Source organism: Frigoribacterium sp. NPDC087798, from assembly GCF_044742985.1.
GTDB lineage: Bacteria > Actinomycetota > Actinomycetes > Actinomycetales > Microbacteriaceae > Frigoribacterium.
Window position 1 is genome coordinate 1 of sequence record NZ_JBIUVP010000003.1, and the last position, 17,882, is coordinate 17,882.

22 protein-coding genes and 1 pseudogene are annotated in these 17,882 nt (G+C 70.5%); 13 read left to right on the forward strand and 10 right to left on the reverse strand.

The genetic code is table 11. The features are described 5' to 3' along the window. Nucleotides 1-317: 317 nt before the first annotated feature. From ACIOSR_RS09795 to ACIOSR_RS09810, 4 genes are all read left to right on the forward strand, one after another. The gene (locus ACIOSR_RS09795; protein ID WP_173153786.1) at nucleotides 318-671 is read left to right on the forward strand and encodes a carboxymuconolactone decarboxylase family protein; all 354 of its coding nucleotides are present in this window, start codon (nucleotides 318-320) and stop codon (nucleotides 669-671) included. Between the two features lie 7 nt (nucleotides 672-678). Continuing rightward, on the forward strand, nucleotides 679-1,089 hold the full coding sequence (locus ACIOSR_RS09800; protein WP_402752495.1) for a cupin domain-containing protein: 411 nt from the start codon (nucleotides 679-681) through the stop codon (nucleotides 1,087-1,089). A gap of 123 nt (nucleotides 1,090-1,212) precedes the next feature. Beyond that, nucleotides 1,213-1,437 carry a hypothetical protein gene (locus ACIOSR_RS09805; RefSeq protein WP_402752496.1) on the forward strand — a complete coding sequence of 75 codons (225 nt, stop codon included), beginning with the start codon at nucleotides 1,213-1,215 and terminating at the stop codon, nucleotides 1,435-1,437. Between the two features lie 71 nt (nucleotides 1,438-1,508). Beyond that, entirely contained in the window at nucleotides 1,509-2,093 is a 585-nt protein-coding gene (locus ACIOSR_RS09810) for a DUF1349 domain-containing protein (protein WP_402752497.1), read from the forward strand. A 31-nt stretch (nucleotides 2,094-2,124) separates the two neighbouring features. On the opposite strand, the gene ACIOSR_RS09815 is transcribed toward ACIOSR_RS09810, so the two are convergent. Together ACIOSR_RS09815 and ACIOSR_RS09820 are read right to left on the reverse strand one after the other, a co-directional pair. Continuing rightward, nucleotides 2,125-3,099, reverse strand: coding sequence for a phosphoglycerate dehydrogenase (locus ACIOSR_RS09815; RefSeq protein WP_402752498.1), 975 nt, complete (start codon nucleotides 3,097-3,099; stop codon nucleotides 2,125-2,127). Then, nucleotides 3,096-4,571 carry an Nramp family divalent metal transporter gene (locus ACIOSR_RS09820; protein ID WP_200922555.1) on the reverse strand — a complete coding sequence of 492 codons (1,476 nt, stop codon included), beginning with the start codon at nucleotides 4,569-4,571 and terminating at the stop codon, nucleotides 3,096-3,098. The genes ACIOSR_RS09815 and ACIOSR_RS09820 overlap by 4 nt, the downstream gene beginning before the upstream one ends. 270 nt (nucleotides 4,572-4,841) lie before the next feature. On the opposite strand from ACIOSR_RS09820, the gene ACIOSR_RS09825 reads away from it, so the two are divergent. Beyond that, on the forward strand, nucleotides 4,842-5,837 hold the full coding sequence (locus ACIOSR_RS09825) for an NADP-dependent oxidoreductase (protein ID WP_402752499.1): 996 nt from the start codon (nucleotides 4,842-4,844) through the stop codon (nucleotides 5,835-5,837). A 51-nt stretch (nucleotides 5,838-5,888) separates the two neighbouring features. Here ACIOSR_RS09825 and ACIOSR_RS09830 read toward each other — a convergent pair whose 3' ends face one another. Further along, the gene (locus tag ACIOSR_RS09830) at nucleotides 5,889-6,491 is read right to left on the reverse strand and encodes a TetR/AcrR family transcriptional regulator (RefSeq protein WP_402752500.1); all 603 of its coding nucleotides are present in this window, start codon (nucleotides 6,489-6,491) and stop codon (nucleotides 5,889-5,891) included. Nucleotides 6,492-6,599: 108 nt separating this feature from the next. On the opposite strand from ACIOSR_RS09830, the gene ACIOSR_RS09835 reads away from it, so the two are divergent. Continuing rightward, on the forward strand, nucleotides 6,600-7,310 hold the full coding sequence (locus ACIOSR_RS09835) for an SDR family oxidoreductase (protein ID WP_173153806.1): 711 nt from the start codon (nucleotides 6,600-6,602) through the stop codon (nucleotides 7,308-7,310). Nucleotides 7,311-7,374: 64 nt separating this feature from the next. On the opposite strand, the pseudogene ACIOSR_RS09840 reads toward ACIOSR_RS09835, so the two are convergent. Beyond that, nucleotides 7,375-8,157, reverse strand: a pseudogene (locus tag ACIOSR_RS09840) (NADPH-dependent F420 reductase); the annotation flags it as partial. 47 nt (nucleotides 8,158-8,204) lie between these two features. Here ACIOSR_RS09840 and ACIOSR_RS09845 point away from each other — a divergent pair. Further along, nucleotides 8,205-8,594 carry a MerR family transcriptional regulator gene (locus ACIOSR_RS09845; RefSeq protein ID WP_402752501.1) on the forward strand — a complete coding sequence of 130 codons (390 nt, stop codon included), beginning with the start codon at nucleotides 8,205-8,207 and terminating at the stop codon, nucleotides 8,592-8,594. A 93-nt stretch (nucleotides 8,595-8,687) separates the two neighbouring features. Here the strand turns inward: ACIOSR_RS09845 and ACIOSR_RS09850 are convergent, their stop codons facing one another. Beyond that, complete coding sequence (locus ACIOSR_RS09850) at nucleotides 8,688-9,206, reverse strand: MaoC family dehydratase (RefSeq protein WP_402752502.1); 519 nt, start codon at nucleotides 9,204-9,206, stop codon at nucleotides 8,688-8,690. 64 nt (nucleotides 9,207-9,270) lie between these two features. Here ACIOSR_RS09850 and ACIOSR_RS09855 point away from each other — a divergent pair, with 64 nt between their 5' ends. Further along, complete coding sequence (locus ACIOSR_RS09855; RefSeq protein ID WP_056044565.1) at nucleotides 9,271-9,615, forward strand: DUF2200 domain-containing protein; 345 nt, start codon at nucleotides 9,271-9,273, stop codon at nucleotides 9,613-9,615. 50 nt (nucleotides 9,616-9,665) lie between these two features. On the opposite strand, the gene ACIOSR_RS09860 is transcribed toward ACIOSR_RS09855, so the two are convergent. The 3 genes from ACIOSR_RS09860 to ACIOSR_RS09870 form a co-directional block, all read right to left on the reverse strand. Then, the gene (locus tag ACIOSR_RS09860; protein ID WP_402752503.1) at nucleotides 9,666-10,877 is read right to left on the reverse strand and encodes an MFS transporter; all 1,212 of its coding nucleotides are present in this window, start codon (nucleotides 10,875-10,877) and stop codon (nucleotides 9,666-9,668) included. 77 nt (nucleotides 10,878-10,954) lie between these two features. Further along, the gene (locus tag ACIOSR_RS09865; RefSeq protein WP_402752504.1) at nucleotides 10,955-11,842 is read right to left on the reverse strand and encodes a helix-turn-helix transcriptional regulator; all 888 of its coding nucleotides are present in this window, start codon (nucleotides 11,840-11,842) and stop codon (nucleotides 10,955-10,957) included. 144 nt (nucleotides 11,843-11,986) lie between these two features. After that, nucleotides 11,987-12,391 (reverse strand): four-helix bundle copper-binding protein, encoded by a 405-nt coding sequence (locus ACIOSR_RS09870; RefSeq protein ID WP_402752505.1) that lies wholly within the window; start codon nucleotides 12,389-12,391, stop codon nucleotides 11,987-11,989. A 209-nt stretch (nucleotides 12,392-12,600) separates the two neighbouring features. On the opposite strand from ACIOSR_RS09870, the gene ACIOSR_RS09875 reads away from it, so the two are divergent. Together ACIOSR_RS09875 and ACIOSR_RS09880 are read left to right on the forward strand one after the other, a co-directional pair. Beyond that, entirely contained in the window at nucleotides 12,601-12,765 is a 165-nt protein-coding gene (locus ACIOSR_RS09875; protein ID WP_402752506.1) for a hypothetical protein, read from the forward strand. A 694-nt stretch (nucleotides 12,766-13,459) separates the two neighbouring features. Continuing rightward, nucleotides 13,460-13,825 carry a hypothetical protein gene (locus tag ACIOSR_RS09880; RefSeq protein WP_402752507.1) on the forward strand — a complete coding sequence of 122 codons (366 nt, stop codon included), beginning with the start codon at nucleotides 13,460-13,462 and terminating at the stop codon, nucleotides 13,823-13,825. On the opposite strand, the gene ACIOSR_RS09885 is transcribed toward ACIOSR_RS09880, so the two are convergent. After that, a complete protein-coding gene (locus tag ACIOSR_RS09885; RefSeq protein ID WP_402752508.1) occupies nucleotides 13,809-14,795 on the reverse strand; it encodes a hypothetical protein in 987 nt (328 codons plus the stop codon). The two genes, ACIOSR_RS09880 and ACIOSR_RS09885, sit on opposite strands and share 17 nt — an antisense overlap. A gap of 47 nt (nucleotides 14,796-14,842) precedes the next feature. On the opposite strand from ACIOSR_RS09885, the gene ACIOSR_RS09890 reads away from it, so the two are divergent. After that, complete coding sequence (locus ACIOSR_RS09890; protein ID WP_402752509.1) at nucleotides 14,843-15,154, forward strand: hypothetical protein; 312 nt, start codon at nucleotides 14,843-14,845, stop codon at nucleotides 15,152-15,154. On the opposite strand, the gene ACIOSR_RS09895 is transcribed toward ACIOSR_RS09890, so the two are convergent. Then, a complete protein-coding gene (locus ACIOSR_RS09895; RefSeq protein WP_402752510.1) occupies nucleotides 15,151-15,717 on the reverse strand; it encodes a hypothetical protein in 567 nt (188 codons plus the stop codon). The two genes, ACIOSR_RS09890 and ACIOSR_RS09895, sit on opposite strands and share 4 nt — an antisense overlap. Nucleotides 15,718-16,061: 344 nt before the next feature. Here ACIOSR_RS09895 and ACIOSR_RS09900 point away from each other — a divergent pair, with 344 nt between their 5' ends. Further along, nucleotides 16,062-16,643: a hypothetical protein gene (locus ACIOSR_RS09900; protein ID WP_402752511.1), complete on the forward strand. Its 582-nt coding sequence runs from the start codon at nucleotides 16,062-16,064 to the stop codon at nucleotides 16,641-16,643. Between the two features lie 242 nt (nucleotides 16,644-16,885). Next, nucleotides 16,886-17,488: a hypothetical protein gene (locus ACIOSR_RS09905; RefSeq protein ID WP_402752512.1), complete on the forward strand. Its 603-nt coding sequence runs from the start codon at nucleotides 16,886-16,888 to the stop codon at nucleotides 17,486-17,488. Nucleotides 17,489-17,882: the final 394 nt, after the last annotated feature.

A 17,882-nucleotide genomic window follows, 5' to 3' on the forward strand; every position in this document is an offset into this window, starting at 1 on the left:
CCCCACCCCGGGTTGCCCGTCCCCGCCGTTCGCCCCCCCCCCCCCCCCCCCCCCCCCCCCCCCCAACCCCCCCGGGGGGGGGCCCCCCCCCCCCGGGGGGGGGGGGGGGCGGGCCCCCCCCCCCCCGCGCCTCCTGCGGTGGCCGCTTCGTCCATGTCGCGTGCGTGTCGGGGCTGAGGGACCCTGGCGGAGCCTCCCTGCCCCGCCCGCGCCGGCCTAGCGTCGAGAGCGACCCGGCCCGGCAGCCCCCCTCGCCCCGAGCCGGCGTCCGGCACCGGACGTCCCGGCCCCCGACACCCACCACCAGGAGCTCAGCCATGTCAGATCAGCCCGTCCAGGTCGGCGGAGGGCGCACCCTCTTCGGCGACTTCGCCCCCAAGCTCGCCGAACTCACCGACGACGTCCTCTTCGCCGACGTCTGGAATCGCCCCGAACTGTCCGCGCGCGACCGCAGCCTCGTCACCGTCGCGGTGCTCACCGCCGGCGGCAACACCGAGCAGCTGCGGTTCCACCTCGGCCGCGCCGTCGAGAACGGCGTCACCCGGGACGAGCTCGTCGAGGCGATCACCCACGTGACGCTCTACGCGGGCTGGCCCCGCGGGATGGCCGCCATGGGCGTCGCCCAGGAGCTCTTCACCGACGACGCAGACGACGACACCGACGAGAAGTGAGGAACCCATGAAGATCTTGCCCCCGCAGCCCACGACCCTGAACCCCGACGAGCAGTTCCCGGGCCAGGTGTGGCTCGACCCCATCGTCACCCCGCAGACCGACGACCAGCGCGCGACGGTCGCGAAGGTCCGCTTCGCGCCCGGCGCGCGGACCGCCTGGCACCATCACGCGCGAGGCCAGTTCCTGTACGTCACCCAGGGCGTCGCCCGGTTCGGCACCCGTGACGGAAAGGTCGTCGACGTCCACCCCGGGCAGACGATCTACCTCGCGCCCGGCGAGGAGCACTTCCACGCCGCCGCCGAGGGCAGCTTCATGGAGCACGTCGCCATCCTCGAGGCCGCCGACGACCCGGCCACCACCACGACCTGGCTCGAGCGCATCACCGACGAGGACTACGCCGGCCGGGACGCCGGCTGAGGCGCCGAGACCCCAGGAAGTCGCCGAGGAGGCGCGGTGCAATTCGATCCGGTACCGCGCCTCCTCGGGTCGCTCCGTCGCGCGGCCGAGCCGTTCGCGGCCGAACGCTCGTAGGGTCGAGGGATGACGACGACGACGTGGACGACCCTGCAGCTCATCCTCTCCGCCGGAGTGGTCGTGTGCGGCGCGCTGCTGACGAGGGGTGGCAGTGACCTCGTGGGCGTGCTGATGATCCTCAGCGGGTCGGCCTCGATCGCGGTCGGGCTGCGGGCCATGGCCCTGACCCGGCGCGTCGAGAGGCAGCACGCCGCCCTCGAGGCCGGCGACCCGCCGACGCACGAGCGCTGACGCCAGCAGCCCGGACGGCACCGCCGGCACTGACGCCACCCCCGCCGACCACCACCGAGCACGAGGACGCCATGACCGACATCCCCTGGACCACCGGCACCTGGACCACCGAGCCGACCGCGGTCGACGTCGCCGACGACGGCCTGCGCGTCACGGCAGCCGAGGGCAGCGACGCCTGGCGCCTCACATCGTACGGGTTCGTCCACGACACCGAGCACGCCCTGGTCGCCCCGTTCGAGCAGGGCACCGCGATGGAGGTGTCGTTCGTCCTCGACTTCTCGGCCCAGTTCGACCAGGCCGGGATCTTCGTCTCGGTCGACCCCGAGACCTGGGTCAAGGCCGGGGTCGAGCTCAGCGACGGCGAGCAGAGCCTCGGCGCCGTGGTCACGCGGGGCCGGTCCGACTGGTCGCTCTCCCCCGTCGACTGGACCGGCCGCACCGTGACGATCCGAGCCAGCCGCTCCGGAGACGCGCTCACCATCCGGGCCCGGGTCGACGCCGAGCCGTGGCGCCTGGTCCGCGTCGCCCCGCTCTCCCCGGACGCCGCGGCGAGCGCCGGCCCCTTCTGCTGCGCCCCCTCGCGCGCCGACCTCACCGTGCACTTCACCTCGTGGACGACGTCCGCCGCCGACGAGAGCCTGCACCCCGAGGACTGAGCACCCCGGCCGGGGCAGCCCGCGGCCGGCGTCAGGCCACGGGGTTGCGCGGGGGCAGGCCGCCGAGCACCCGGGCCACGTCCTCGGCCACGGCGACGCCCATCGCCGCGTTGGCGACGTCGGTGTAGGCACCGATGTGCGGGGTGAGCAGCACGTTCGGTGCGGTGACGAGCGGGTCGTCGGCCCCGAGCGGCTCGTGGGCGAATGCGTCGAGGGCGGCACCCGCGAGGCGGCCGTCGCGCAGGGCGGCGACCAGCGCCTCCTCGTCCACGAGCCCGCCACGGGCCGCGTTGACGAAGTAGGCGCCCGGGCGCATGCCCTCGATCAGCCGGGCGTCGACCAGGGGCGGCTCGCCGGGCGTCCCGGGCAGGTGCAGGCTGACGAAGTCCGAGCCGGTCACGACCTCCTCGAGGGAGGCGCGGCGGACGCCGGCGGCGTCCGAGACCTCGTCCGGCACGAACGGGTCGAAGGCCACGACGTCCATGTCGAACCCGGAGGCGCGGCGGGCGACCGCCTGCCCGATGCGTCCGAAGCCCACGAGGCCGAGCGTCCGGCCGGTCAGTTCGACGCCGGCGAAGCGGTCCCACCGTCCGGCGAGCATCGAGGCGTGGGCCGGGACCAGTTGCCGCGCGAGCGCGAGCATCGCGCCGAGGGCGAGGTCGGCGACGGCTCCCGAGTTGCTGCCGGGCGCGTTCACGACGACCACACCGGCCGCGCGGGCGGCGTCGAGGTCGATGTTGTCGACGCCGACCCCGTGCTTGGCGACGACCCGCAGGGCGGGCGCGGCGGAGAACACCGACGCGTCCACGGCGTCGAGTCCGACGACGACCGCGGAGGCACCCGTGCGGACCAGCTCGGCGGCGAGGTCGGGGCCCGAGAGCGGATGCGTCCCCTCGGGGAGGCAGGCCTCGAGACCCGCGGCGACCAGCGCCTCCCAGGGGCGGGGCGACTGCTGGCCGAAGCTCGGCGTCGTCACGAGCACCCGGGGTGCGTCGGCGGCGCTCACGCGAACTCCACGCCGACGACGGTGAGCACCGAGTAGACGCCGACGGCGGTGACGGCGACGCTGCTGAAGGTGAGGGCGACCGTCCAGAACGCCGACCGTCGGAACCGCCGCGGCACCGAGCGTCGCAGCTTCCAGACGGCGACGACCACCGCCAGCAGGAACACGCCTCCGGCGACCCCGCCGATCTGGACCATCAGCACGGGCGACTTGATCACGAGGAAGCTCGCGGCCCAGATGGTCGGCATGACGACGGTGAGCACGCGGATGATCCGGAGGCGCGTGGCGACGTCCTCCCACCGGTAGAAGCCCAGGATCGCGAGGGTGTTCGACCACAGCCGCGGCACGGAGGCCGTCGAGGCGACGAGCGTGGAGAAGAGCACGAAGAGGGCGCCGACCAGGAACACCCAGTAGCCCGCCGTGCCGAGGGTGTCCGAGTACATGCGCGACAGGGTCACGATCATCTGGTTGCCCTCGGGCACGAGGCCCTGCGGGTTCAGCACGGCGGCGCCGATGACGTAGAACGAGAGCGTGCAGAGGGTGCAGATGACCCACGAGACGAGCACGTCGAGGCGCATGACCTTGATCCACCCCTCGGCGCGGCGCGCTCGCTCCTCGGTGCCGTCGTCGGGGCCGGTCCAGCGCGCGTACCCCTTCTCGAGGCACCAGTAGGTGTAGGTCGTCATCTCGTCGGCACCGACGCCGGTGATGCCGAACATGGCGATCGCGAAGCCGATGGCTCCGGCGGGCAGCGCGAAGGTGAGGCCGCTCGCGAGGTCGCCGCCGTCGTAGCCGAACGGGGTGAGGGGCAGGCCCACGGCGAGCGCGACGGTGATGACCGTGAAGAGGACGACCGAGACCAGGGAGGCGCGCTCGACGATGCCGTAGCGGCCCGAGAGCATGAGGGTGACGGCGGCGACGAGCACGACGATCGTCCAGAACCAGAGGGACGGGGTGCTCAGCGGTTCGCCCGCCACCGGGAACATGATCGACAGGCACGCCACGGCACCGCCGATGATTCCGCCGCGCTGCAGCACCTTGGCGAAGTCCATCAAGATCCATAGGAAGTTGATCCAGCCGCCCCGGCCGGTGCGCGGTCCCACCTCGCTGAACCCCTGCAGGGCGGTCTTGCCGTGGAGGATCGCCCACTGGGCGAGTTCCATCTGCACCCAGACCTTGACGCCCGTGCTGACGATGACGAGCCAGAGCAGCACGAAGCCGGCCTTCGACCCGAGGGCCGTGGTCGTGATGAGCTCGCCCGAGCCGACGACGGCGGCCGAGAGGATCAGGCCGGGGCCGAGGTAGCGGAAGCGTTGGAGGAAGGTCCTCGGGGCGGCGGCGACGTCCTGCGCCCGCAGGGCGTAGGGGTCGCGGACCTCGCTCGACGGGGTGGGCCGCGCGTCCGCGGTGGACGCGGCAGCCGCGGCGGCCGCGGGCAGATCGGTGGTCTGCGGGCCGTTCTGGCTCGTGTTCACGGTGTCTCCCTTGACAGTCGGAATCGATCGAGCATGACATGTGCTGCGCGTTGCGCGCAAGATGGTCTGCGCGATCTACGCGACACATGACGCCGACCAGGTCCTTGACTTATTTACTGAGCGCGCTCAGAATTGAGTACGCTTGGGCCGGTGCCGAGTGACAACCGTGGACGCCGCGTCGCGCGCCGCACCCGCCGGCCGCGTGACCCACAGCCACACTCCAAGCCCCCAGCCCTCAGCCCTCAGCCCACAGCCCCCAGGAGCACCCCCATGCGAGCCTTCGCCTTCGACGCCTACGCGAAACCCCTGCACGAAGTCGACGTGCCCGAGCCGACCGTCGGTGACCACGACGTCCTGATCGCGGTCGCCGCCGCCGGTCTGAACCACCTCGACGCGAAGATCCGCGAGGGCGAGTTCACGCTGATCCTCCCGTACCGGACGCCCCTCGTCCTCGGCCACGACGTCGCCGGGACGGTCATCGAGGTCGGCGGCTCGGTCCGCAGCCTGAAGCCCGGCGACGAGGTCTTCGCCCGCCCCCGCGACCACAGGATCGGCACCTTCGCCGAGCGCATCGCCGTCGACGAGGCCGACGTCGCCCTCGCCCCGACCTCGATCAGCACCGTCGAGGCCGCGTCGCTCCCCCTCGTCGCCCTGACCGCCTGGCAGGCCCTCGTCGAGCGAGGCGACGTGAAGCCCGGCCAGAAGGTGCTGATCCACGCGGGCGCGGGCGGGGTCGGCACGATCGCGATCCAGCTCGCGAAGCACCTCGGCGCGCACGTCGCGACCACCGCCTCCTCGTCGAACGCCGACTTCGTGCGCGAGCTCGGTGCCGACGTCGTGGTCGACCACCGCACCCAGGCCTTCGAGCAGGAGCTGTCCGGCTACGACCTCGTCCTCGACAGCCTGGGCGCCGAGAACCTGGCGAAGTCGCTCCGGGTGCTCCGCCCCGGCGGCATCGCCATCGGCATCCAGGGGCCGCCCACCCCCGCCTTCGCGAAGGACGCCGGACTGAACCCGGTCGTCCGCCTCGCCATCGCGGCCCTCAGCCGTGGGGTCCGAGCCCGGGCGAGGAAGCTCGGCGTCCGGTACGAGTTCCTCTGGATGCACGCCGACGGCGTCCAGCTGCGAGAGATCGCCGCCCTCGTCGACGCGGGCGCGATCCGACCGGTCGTCGGCGCGACGCACCCGTTCGCCGAGACGGCGACCGCGCTCGACGGCCTCGGGAAGGTCCGCGTCCGCGGCAAGGCGGTCGTCACCCTCCCGTGACGGCCGGCACACGGCCGACGTGACGGCCGGCACCACGGCCGACGTGGCACGTCAGCGCGGCAGGATCACCTCGAGCTGACGTCGCACCCCCGCCACGATCTCGTCGTCCGGCACGGACTCGTCGACCGCCGACGACATCGCGAGCATCATCACCGCCGACACGACGTGGGCGAACGCGGCCGCGTCGGAGGGCGTCGCCGAGGTGAGGCGCGCGACGATCCCGGCCACCGCCTCCTCGGTCCTGGCCACGATCGCGAGCGCCTCGGCGTGGTGCGGCTCCGTCGCGTCGCCGAACGCCATCTCACGGAGATAGGTGCGGCCGTTCTCGACCTGGGCCCGGTTGCAGTGCACGATCGGCTCGAGGACGGCGACGACCGCGTGCAGGGCGGTCGTCGCGGACGAGGAGGCGCGGATCCCCTCGTCGAGGGAGCGCGCGTACGCCGCGTTCTGCGCGAGCAGCAGCAGCTCACCCTTGGTCTTCGCGTACAGGAACAGCGTGCCGGCGCCGACGTCGGCCGCCTCGGCGATCTGCTGCGTCGTCACCTCGTCGACCCCGTGTCGGCTGAACAGGTCGGACGCGGCCCGCGTGATGCGCTCGAGCTTCTCCTGCTTGTTGCGCTCGCGCCGGCCGAGCGGCGGGGCTGACGACGTCATTCGGATCTCCCGGAATAGAAATTGACTGAACTCAATTATGACATGAGTCACCTATGGCGACTCGGTCTCGAGCCGCCTCATCCTCGCACCACCCCGGAAGGAACACCCATGACCGACATCACCGGCTCCGTCGTCCTCGTCACCGGAGCGAACGGGGGCATCGGCACCCGTTTCGTCGAGGCCGCCCTCGCCCGCGGCGCCGCGAAGGTCTACGCCACGGCCCGCACCCCGCGCACCTGGGACGACGAGCGCGTCGTGCCCCTCACCCTCGACGTGACCGACCCGGCCTCGATCGCCGCCGTCGTCGAGGCGGCGCCCGACGTCACCGTGCTGGTCAACAACGCCGGTGCGAGCACCCCCACGCCCGGCATCCTCAGCCACACCGACGACGAGATCCGCGCCAACGTCGAGACGAACTTCCTCGGGCCGCTGTTCCTCGCCCGGGCCTACGCGCCGCTCCTCTCGGCGCACGGCGGCGGCACGGCCATCGTCGACATCCACTCGGCGCTGTCGTGGTTCGCCGTCGCGGGCATCTACTCCGCGACGAAGGCCGCGCTGTGGTCGGCCACGAACTCGCTGCGCCTCGAGCTGCAGCCCGCGGGCGTGCAGGTCGTCGGCGTGCACGTGGGCTACGTCGACACCGCGATGGCCGCGGGCGTCACGGACGCGAAGACCGACCCGGCGACCCTGGTCGCCGACGTGCTCGACGCCCTCGAGGCCGGCGAGCACGAGGTCCTCGCCGACGAGACCTCGCGCCAGGTGAAGGCCGGCCTGTCGGCGCCGCTCGAGGCGCTCTACCCGCAGCTCGCCGCGCGCTGACCGGTGACGTCGAGGAGGCGCGGTGCCGGCCCGACCGGCACCGCGCCTCCTGCGCTCGGTCGCGTCAGCTGTAGCAGGCGCGGTTGATGGCCACGAGGAACGGCCCGTCGACGGTGCCGCCGGCCTCGACGTAGCCGCCGATGACCTCCATCGCGAGGTCACGGCGCTGCGGGACGCGCTCCTTCTCGGCGGCGGCGAGCCAACCGGGCATCTCGGCGCGCGTGCGGTCGGTGCAGTAGACGGGCGAGCCGGGCTGCTGGCGCCAGGACTCGGCGAGGACGCCGGCGTCGACGGCGTCGAACCCGGTCTGCTCGACGAGCTGCATGGCCACGGCGCGGTCGGCGTCACGGTCGGCGGCCACGGGGATGGCGACGCGGGCGGGGTCGCCGGGCTCGGTGGCCTTCGCGTCGAACGACTGCGAGATGATCGCGTTCCACGCCTTGGCGATCGGGCGTCCGAACAGCTCGGACAGCCAGACGCTCTCGAGGACGCCCTGCTCGAAGTCGTGCATCGAGCCGTCACGCATGGGGTAGTAGTTCGACGTGTCGACGACGACCGCGCCCTCGGGGGCCGACCGGACGTGCTCGGCGATGTCGGCGTTGCGGTTCATCGGCACCGAGACGATGAGGACGTCGACGCCCCGGGCGACCTCGGCGGCGTCCACGGCGCGGGCGCCGGTGCGGAGGGCCGCCTCGTCGATCGTCTCGGGGCCGCGGGAGTTCGCGATGGCGACGTCGTGCCCGTGGCGGGCGAGGCGGCGGGCGATGGTGGAACCGATGGAACCGGCCCCGATGATCCCGATCGTCAGGTGTGCTCGTTCTTCTTCTCGTACGTCAGGCATGCCTCCAGCATGAACGTTGCCATTAGTGTGAAGGTCAAGTCGGAGGAGGACTCGTGCGCATCGGTGAACTGTCGACGAGGACGGGCGTCCCGTCGCGGATGCTCCGCTACTACGAAGAGCAAGGCCTCATCACCCCGACCCGACTGGCGAACGGCTACCGCGACTACGACGAGCGCCTCGTCGACCGGGTGGGCAAGATCCGCGGCCTGATCGACGCGGGCATCCCCACGCGCATCGTGACGGACATCCTGCCCTGCCTCGGCCAGCCGCAGACGATCGTCGTCGAGAACGCCGAACCGGGGCTCGTCGAGCTGCTCGAGACCGAGCGCGACCGGATGACCGAGAAGATCGAGTTCCTCACCCACAACCGCGATGCGCTCACGAGCTACCTCGGCGCCCTCGAGGTCGCCGGCGTCGAGCGTCCGGAGACCCGGGCCGGGTGATCCGGGCTGCTCGACGCGGGCCGTGCCGGGGTCAGCTGATCGCCGGCCGGGGTCGGCCGGTGGCAGGGCGGGGTCAGCTGGTCGCAGGCCGGGTCAGCCGGCGGCGGGGCGGGCCAGGATCAGGTTCGTCATGACCTGCGTCATCACGGCCCGGTCGTGCTGGTCGAGGAGTTCGATGCGGGTGCGGACCACTCCCCGGTCGGGACGCGACACCGACGGGCGGGCGTCGACGACGGTGAACCGGGCGCGGAGCACGTCCCCGGGGCGGACGGGAGCCGACCAGCGCAACTCGTCGACGCCGGGCGACGCGACGCTGGCGCCCTGGTTGAGGTAGGACGCCACCATCAGGCGCATCATCATGGCCGTGGTGTGCCAGCCGCTGGCCACGAGTCCGCCCAGCGGCGTCGCCGCGGCCCGTTCGGCGTCGACGTGCATGTCGTGCGGATCGAACCGGCGGCCGAAGTCGACGATCTCGTCCACCGTGACGCGGTACGAGCCGTGCTCCAGCGTGAGGCCGGGCACGTAGTCGTCGAGGAAGCGATCGGCGAGCCGATGCGCGAAGGGCGAGGTGTCGTCGGCCGCCGCTGCGGCCCCGTCCGGTTCGTAGGGCACGCCTTCACCCTAGGTCGGCCGAGGAGGCGCGGTGCCGGTCGACCGGCCCGCGTACGATTCCGGCATGAGCCGCTTGGACGACATGCCGTTCGCCAGGGTCTATCCCCTGTACGTGGCCAAGGTCGAGCGCAAGGGCCACACGAAGGCCGAGGTCGACCAGGTCGTGACCTGGCTGACCGGTTACGACCAGGGTGAGATCGACCAGCACGTCGCCGACGGCACCACGTTCCGCGACTTCTTCGCGGCCGCCGACCTCAACCCCCGGGCCTCGCTCGTGACGGGCGTCATCTGCGGCGTCCGCATCGAGGCCCTCGACGACGAGCTGACCGCGAACATCCGCCGTCTCGACAAGCTCGTGGACGAGGTCGCGCGCGGCCGCCCGATGGCGAAGGTGCTGCGGGAGGGGTGAGGCGTCGCACCGCAGGGTGACACGTCGTCTGTGACGCCGAGACCGGCCGATCACAGCCCGGCGGGGAACGCGTTGCGCCGCCCGTACACCGTCAGCGCGAACGCCACGACCCCGAACCCGATCATCACCACGGGCAGCACGAGTCCGTCCGCCACGGTCAGCAGGGCGGCGCCGACGATCCCCGCGAAGAAGATCGCCACGTTGAACGCCACCGGCAGGAAGGCGTTCGCGACGTCGGCGTTGTCGCCGCCGACGGTGGTGAGCGCCGCCTGCAGCTGGGCCGAGGCCCCGCCGAACGTGACGCCCCACACCACCGCGGCGACGACCACCGCCGGCACCGAGGCGTGCCCGACGAGCAGGACCACCCCCGCGACGACGAACACGGCGACGCTGCCGTGCAGCAGCGCCCGCGGGTGCCGGTCGAGCAGCGCCCCGGTGACGACGATCCCGCCGATCGAGGCGATGCCGTAGATCAGCAGCGTGACGTCGACGCCGAGCCCCGACCCCGCGGCCCGCAGGTACGGCGAGACGTACGTGTAGATCGTGTTGTGGGCCAGCATCCACGCGGCGATGACGGCCAGGATCACGGCGATCCCCGGGATGCGGAACACCCGCCCGAGCGAGAGCCGTGCCCCCGCCGGTGCCGGTGCCGCGTCCGGGACGGTGCTCGCCACGAGCGCGAAGACGACGATGCCGAGCAGGGTCAGCCCGCCGAACGACCACCGCCAGTCGAAGGTCATCCCGAGCCACGAGCCCAGCGGCGTCCCGAACGCGAAGCCGACGGGTGCACCCGCCGAGACGATCGCGAGCGACAGTCCGGCACGGCCGGGCGGGCTGATCCGGCGTCCGTAGGCCGCGAGCATGCCCCAGATCACGCCCGAGAACGCGCCGGCCACGAACCGCGACACGAGGGCGAGGGCGATGACGGGCGAGAGCGCCGTCACCGTGTTCGCGACGACCAGGCCGGTGATCGCGATCAGGAGGAGCGGCTTGCGACGCATCCCCCGGGTGAGCGTGATGGCCGGCACGGTCGCGACCACGGTGCCGAGTGCGTAGGCGCTGATGAGCAGTCCCACCGCACCCTCGCTCGTGTCGAGGCCGTCCGCGATGACGGGCAGCAGGCCGGCCGGCATCGTCTCCATCGCGACGAGGATGAACCCCATCGCCGCCAGGACGACCAGCGAGAACACCGGCAGCCGCTCGACGGGTCGTCCAGCGACGGAGGTGCGGTGAGCGCGGGTGGGGACGGGCGCTGTCGACATGGTGAGGTCCTTTCGGGCGCGGGGATGCGCCTCCTGGGGGTGAGCCCGGTGGTGCGGGAGGAAGAAGGAGGCGCGGGTCAGGTGACCGCGTCGGCGGACCGGGCGCGTTCGACGACGTCCTCGGTCGCCGCCCACGAGGCGAGGAGGCGCAGCCCCTCGTCGGACGCGGAGCCCGGGACGGCCGTGTAGACGGTGAGCGAGTGCCCGGGGGTGTCCTGGAGTTCCATCACCTGGAAGTCCAGCTCGAGCAGGCCGACGACCGGATGCCGGAACTCCTTGGCGCCGGTGTAGTGGCGGCGGACGTCGTGGGCGGCCCAGCGGGCGCGGAACTCGTCGCTGCGGATGGACAGTTCGCCGACGAGGGCGGTGATGCCGGGGTCGTGGGGGTTGCGGCCGGCGTCGCGTCGGAGGATGGCGACGTTGACGGCGGCCGCGCGCTCCCAGTCGGGGTAGAAGTCGTGGGCGCCCGGGTCGAGGAAGATGTAGCGCGAGTGGTTGGCGGGGCGCAGGGTGCTGCGGTACATGTCGGAGTACAGGGCGAAGCCGAGGGCATTGGCGGCGACGAGGTCCATGCGGGTGTTGGTGACCATCGCGACGGCGCCGGTCATGGCGTCCAGCATGTGCTGCACCGGGGACTGTGCGATCGTCTGTTCGCTGGTGACCGGGGGCTTGCGGCGGGAGGGGACGGAAGCGCGGGCGAGGTCGTAGAGGTGGTCGGTCTCGGCCTGGTCCAGGCCGAGGGCGCGGGCGATGGCGTCGAGGACGCTGTCGGAGACCCCGCCGAGGTTGCCGCGTTCGAGGCGTGTGTAGTAGTCGACGCTGACGCCGGCGAGGCGGGCGACCTCGTCGCGGCGGAGCCCTGGGACGCGTCGCTGACCGCCGGCGCTGACGACGCCGGCCTGTTCGGGCGAGAGGCGTGCGCGGCGGGTGGCGAGGAAGTCGCGGACCTCGGCTCGGTTGTCCATGCGTCCGACCCTACGGTCGGTCGATCGGTGCAACCAGGCCCTGTGGGAACCAGCTTGGGCGGGGCCCCGCACGTGGGCGGCTGGCCAGGTTCGCCCCGCGCGACGGCGGCGCGCCCCGTGGGTCGCTCGCTCGTTCGCCGGACGTCAGAGCGTGGCGAGCAGGGCGGTGCAGGCGTCGATGCAGCGGCGGCAGGCGTCGGCGCAGATGCGGCAGTGGTCGTGCATGTCGGCGTGCTGGGCGCACTCGTCAGCGCACGAGCGGCACGCGGCGAGGCAGGCCTCGACGACGGCGCGGGTGACGGCGGCGGTCGCCGGGGTGGCCCGCGAGAGGACGGAGGCGGTGGTCGCGCACACGTCGGAGCAGTTCAGGTCGGTGCGGATGCAATCGATCAGCTCGGCGACCATGCCCTCGGAGAGGCAGGCGTCGGCACAGGCGGCACAGGTGCGGGCGCACTCGGAGGCGGCGTCGATCGCGGTGGCGAGGGCGCCGCGGTCGAGGCCGCCGAGGTCTTTGGGGTTGCTGTCGAGCATGGCGGTGGTGGTGGTCACGGCGGTCCTCCTGCAGGGTGTCGGGTGGCGGCGGTGGTTCGCCGCCCATGATGGCCCTGCCGGGGTGGGGTGGGTCGCGGCCCGACATTCGGCGGCCGAGAGCGCAGCGACCGAGCCGCCTGAGACCCGAGACGACGGAACGTGTCCGAGCGACGGCCAGCGCGACGCCTCGGGCCCTCGGCTACGGTCGACGAGTGATGATGCGAGTCGTGATCCTCGTCGGAGTCGCCGTGACGGTCGTCATCGCCGTCATGGCGATCGTGCTCGCGGTGACGGACATCCGCGCTAAGCGCCCCCTGTCTCGTGGCACGCTCACGACGTTCTGCGTGGCCGGCGCCGTCGCGGCCGCCACCATCGCCTACGCCGTCCTCTGAGAACTGAGGGCAAGCCATCGGAACTCTGCTGCGCTGGGTGCCGAAGAGATCTGCGGACAATGAGAAAAGCCCCGAGCCCCCTGCGAAGACAGGGTTCTCAGGGCTTTCGCTCTGGCGGTACCGGTGGGATTTGAACCCACATGACCACACCCGGTGGCTCGGGACAGACGTCACATTCGTGCTGCACGGCCCAGGCGACACCGGCGTTGAACGACGGTGCAGTGAAGAGCCAGGGGCGCCCGCCGGCGTCGTCTCGGCAGTGGGCGTAGACGTCGAAGACGTGGCCGCCCTGAACGGCGCGTATACGGATGTAGCCGAGCGGCGCGGCCTCGCCCACACGGATGAGCCACAGCCCCTGCGCCCCAGGGAACGGGCGGATCGCGTACGGGTGCGCAAGCGGCCTGCGCTTGAGTACCGACCGTGCCGCCTCGCCTGATCCACTTATCCCCATGCGGGCGAGACTAGGTCGGCCCTCCGACGTCCGCCCAGCTAGAGAGCGTTGACCACCAGCTCTTCTGCGACCAAGAAGCTCACCGGGAAGACTGAGACGCTCGACACGCATGCCACCGCGCTCGGCCGACGTCTCTGTCTTGCGACAACGAGAGCGCATTCGCGTCGCCCTCAGGTCAGAGCCTCACGGATCGCCGCCGGGGCGGAAGCTGCCCAGGTGGCCGCGGAAGTCGATGCTGCCCGGGTGTCCGACGACGAAGGGGTATTGGCGCGGCGGCGAACGAGCATGCTCCTGCGGCCGTACCGGCTTCGTCTTGCGGTTCTGGTAGTGGAGGCAACAGCGCACATCGGACACAGCCGCCTCGACCTGACCAGGGAACAGTTCCGCATACTTTCTGACGTCGACGACCTCGCTGACCTCCTCATGAAGCTGCGGGGTCACGCAACGCGGAAGCAGGTCGCGGAAGCAGCCGGCGTCCATCCGATCCGGCTGAAGGAGCTCGAGGAGCCCGGCACCGCGGAGCGCGTCGACCTAGGCGCCCTTTTCAAGGTCCTCGCGGTGCTAAGAGCGCGGCCTGGTGTGGCGCTGCGACCTAACCAGGGTCGGTAGTACGGCCGTCAGCTTCCGCTCGCCAGCGGGCGCGACGGGCTTCGTGCCTCGGGTCGGGGGCAGGGGGTGTCCGCGAATCTATTGCGGCCCGGACCGCATCCCACGCGACAGGCTCGGAATCCACGGTTTCACCGGAGCGCATGGTGACTCTGGCGCGGATGTCGACCAGCTTCCCTTCCTCCGGGAAAAGCCCCCTGTCCAGGAAGTCGAGCGTGTCCTGCGACCAGTGCCATGCCAGGGCATCGCCTTGTTTAACGCGTCTGGGAAGGGACGGATTCTGGCCCGCGAAGTCGTTGTGTCCGCGAAGTGGAATCGACCTCGTCGTGGGCCCGTCACGGTTCTCGTGCCCGAACCGAAGCTCGAAGCTCTCGATCGACACATCCAGTGTGCCCACGACGCGTGCGGAGGCGACAACGCGAAGAGTTGCCTCAGCAAGCGTACGGGCACCGCCCCGCAGAGCCGGGACGTCAGCGAAAGGAACAGCCAGCCCGTCGGGGCCCCTGAATGGCTGCAAGACCGCCACAAGGTCCAGCTCAACGGCGCGGTGCGGCGTGAACTCGCTTAGGGCACGCCCTAGCATCTCTTCGATGTCCCTCTCGGGCACTTGCTGTAGGAGTTCCGGGCCCGTATCGCCGGTGCCTGAAAGGCCCTCCCTATCGCGCTTCCACTGGTTCAACACCTCGACCGTGAAGGTGGTCTCGTTTCCGTCCTTGTCGACGGCCTTGTGGTGGGCGGTGCAGAGCAGGATGAGGTTCGCGAAGGCGGCACGTTCCGTGTCCGTCATCGAAGAGTCGTAGCGCTTGCCGTTCGGATAGGCAGCACTGATGTGTGCGATTTCAACCGCGATCTCAGGGCCGGTCTCGAGATGCTTGACAACCTCGACGTCGCATCCGGGGGCGTAGCAGTGGCCTTGCGCGATGGAGAAGAGTGCGGCACGTGTGCCTTTGGTATAACCGCGGGGGTCGGGCATGGGAATCCTCCGAGGGTCGATGAATGCAGGTTAGATGCGATGCGCTGATGGCGTTCCTCTTCGTAAGCATCCTGCTGATACTTGTCGGCTTCCGCATCGGTCAACCTGGTCGCTTACAACGCCCCAGCACGCAGCGGGCGATCGATGTCGGCCTGCCCTTCGCCAAATCGGGAATCACGATCTCCACCATCGGCAACGGCTTTGGCCTCGCGACGGCGACGGTCCGGGGTGACACGTTCGCAGTTGTGGGCGAACTTCTGGCCCTGGCCGTGAACGTCTACGTCTTGTGGCAGGTAGCCCGCTATTCGCGTCGGCTTCGGTCGGACGCGCTGGATCACGTCTTCACCCAAGCGCGCTAGCGGGGCACTCGCGGAAAGAGCTCCTGTCGCTCCAGCGCCTGGTAGGTCTTCTTGATCGCGTCGCACTCGAGGCAGAAGCAGCGTTCCGTGAAGCGCGGGAACAGCGGCAGCAGCGCGTCCGTCGTGAAGGCCTGGTAGGGCTGAGCCATGACGTAGGCGTCGATCGCCGCAGTGCGCTCGTGGTCGCTCCTGGCCTTCGGTCTCACCAGAGGTGGCATGCCTCGCAAGGCCGGGTCGACAACCGGCAGCGAGGCCTCGAACTCGCGTTGGCGAGCGACCTTTTCTGCCTCCCTCTCCGCGGCTGCAGCCCGGAACTTCGCGGACTCCTCCGCCAGCTTCAGTCGGACGTTCCGTCGATCCACCGCTTCCCGGAAGAGCTCGGCCCTCACAGTGGCGACGACGACACCGGCTTCGGGGCTGCGAGCCGCTCGCCCCGGAGCCAGCGGACCACGTCGGCAGGTCGTCGCAAGTCGAACTCCGGTGCGCACCAGTGCGCATCGGTAAAGACGTCGACGGATATCGGTGCCGTGCTCCTCGCGGAAGCCAAGCCGTTCACGAGCCACCCGAGGTCCCTCGTGGGTAGCTCGGCTTGGCAGTGAGGGCAGCGGAAGCGTGAAGGCACGGCTTCGTCCTTACCTTCCCACGCAGTCATGGGCATGTCGACGCCGAGATGTGCTGCGGCGGCCCTCGGCGCGTGGCCTGCGTAGAGCGGGACGGACGGCCGGCGCCAGGCGCAGCCCTGGCAGGTTGCAGCGGCCGCGGCATCGACGTCCCACACCACACTCGCACCCCCGCAGAGGTCGCACACGTGGATGCCCCAGCGGATCGACCCAGTGACAGTCGCTGGCGCCCGTGGGGCCCATCGGAGGCCTCCCCCGAGCACGGACGCAATGAAGCCATCAAGGGGGTGTCTTTCCTCGACGCGAGACCGATGCGCGACGAGGAGCTCGTCAGCGTTCGGGTCGACCCGGAGGGCAGGCACTCCGACGAGGTGATCGGTGTTGACCCTCGAGGTGATCCAGAAGCACTCGACGCCATCACGGCCATATCGAAGCTGCCTCTCTCGGTACCGCTCGAGGTTCTGAGAAACGATCTGCACCTCGAAGGCGACACGTCGACCACCCTTCTCGACGAGGACATCGGCGACCCACGACCCATCGGGAGCGCGGACCTCGGCACGGGCGTCCCGTCCGAGGGCGGCGGCGGCGCGAACGATGACGGCCTTAATCCGGAGGTGCTGAAGGGTCTCGCCTTTGTGTTCGACGTCGCAGCGGATCTTATGGGCGAAGAACTGAGTTCCGCGGTGGGAGGTCTTGGCGATGGCCGTTGCTCCACAGTTAAGGACGGGCCGAGGCCGATGTCCCTTCAGCTCGCGCCAGGCCTCGCTCGGAAGCAACGGTGCGAGCACCGCCTGATCGCCGAACGACGCGGTCAAAGGCACGGCAGACTCCCTGGGGTGCTCGATGTAAAGGTCGTTTGGTGCCCTTAGTCACGCGCTATTGCGCGTTACACCCTTTAACTTTTCGCTTCAAGGGTCATTGATCACGCCAGCGTCAGGAACGGCGGTGCATCTACGTCACACGGCGAGGCCATGCCGCATCCGCGGCTAACCGCGCCGTCAACTCGATGACGACACGCCGCAAGTCCATATATTCATTCTTCCTCGTAAACGAGCCAGATCATGGGTTGGCAGCGATAAGGCTGCGTTGACATGAGGTTGTGACTGGCAGCATGACCTCCATGTCACGTGAAGCAGACAGCCGACAGGATCAAAAAGCCTTCGAACTCGTGAGAGCGCTTCGCGACCTTGAGGCCGATACTGAGTACCTTCTCGACGGTCTTCTAGCGTTCGCCCGCAGCCTCGAGCCGGTGCGACGACCTCCGTCCGACGATCCAAACCGGGCCTTCCTCGTATCCTCAGGCGCCTTCACCGAGCATGAACTGGCCGAGGCTGAGGCCTCAGTTGCGCGCGGCTCGCTGGAACTGAGCGCCATGGAATGGTGGCTGACCGCCGCGGCGGAAACGTCTTCCCTGGAGGACGCGGCCACATTCCTCCGTCTCACGATGGATGAGATCGAGGCTGCCGTTCGTGAGGACCGGCTGATGGCCGTCGACATAGGCGGCGAATTGCGAGTTCCGACTTGGCAGTTCAACACGCGACCCGTCGGCCGCACACTGCCGCATCTCGAATCCATCATTCCGCTCCTCCGGGACTGGGACTGGCGGACGGCGGGCCGATTCTTCGCGACTCGCCAGGAAGACCTTCTGGGTCAAGGGCGCAAGAGCCCGGCAGCTTGGCTTGAAGACGGCGGAGATGTTGGGGAGGTCAAATAGCTCATCAAGCATCCCATTCGCTGGGGTTGACGTCGCCGTGCACTCGTGACGCTCTGCGCGGCTGGCGTCGTTGGGGCTGCAACCATCGCCTACGCCGTAATCCGACACGAGCGCGCGTTGGCCGGCACCGGAGTCGAGAACGGCCGGCGAGCACGAAGAAGCCCCCGCCAGGCTGGGGGGAGCCAAAATGCGGGGGATGCTGCTGCCTAGCGGGTTAGGGGCCACCCGGCAGCTCTCGGCCAGCTTGGGGGGAAGCTGACCGGAGCCAAAGTACGCGCGGCCCCTGACGGCTCTCTCGGGCTCATTAGGGAGCGACCGAGGTCACGATGCGATCCTCGGGCAGCGTAGCGCGCACCTGGTCGATCGCGTCGGCCGGCGTCGGGGCGTTGACCTC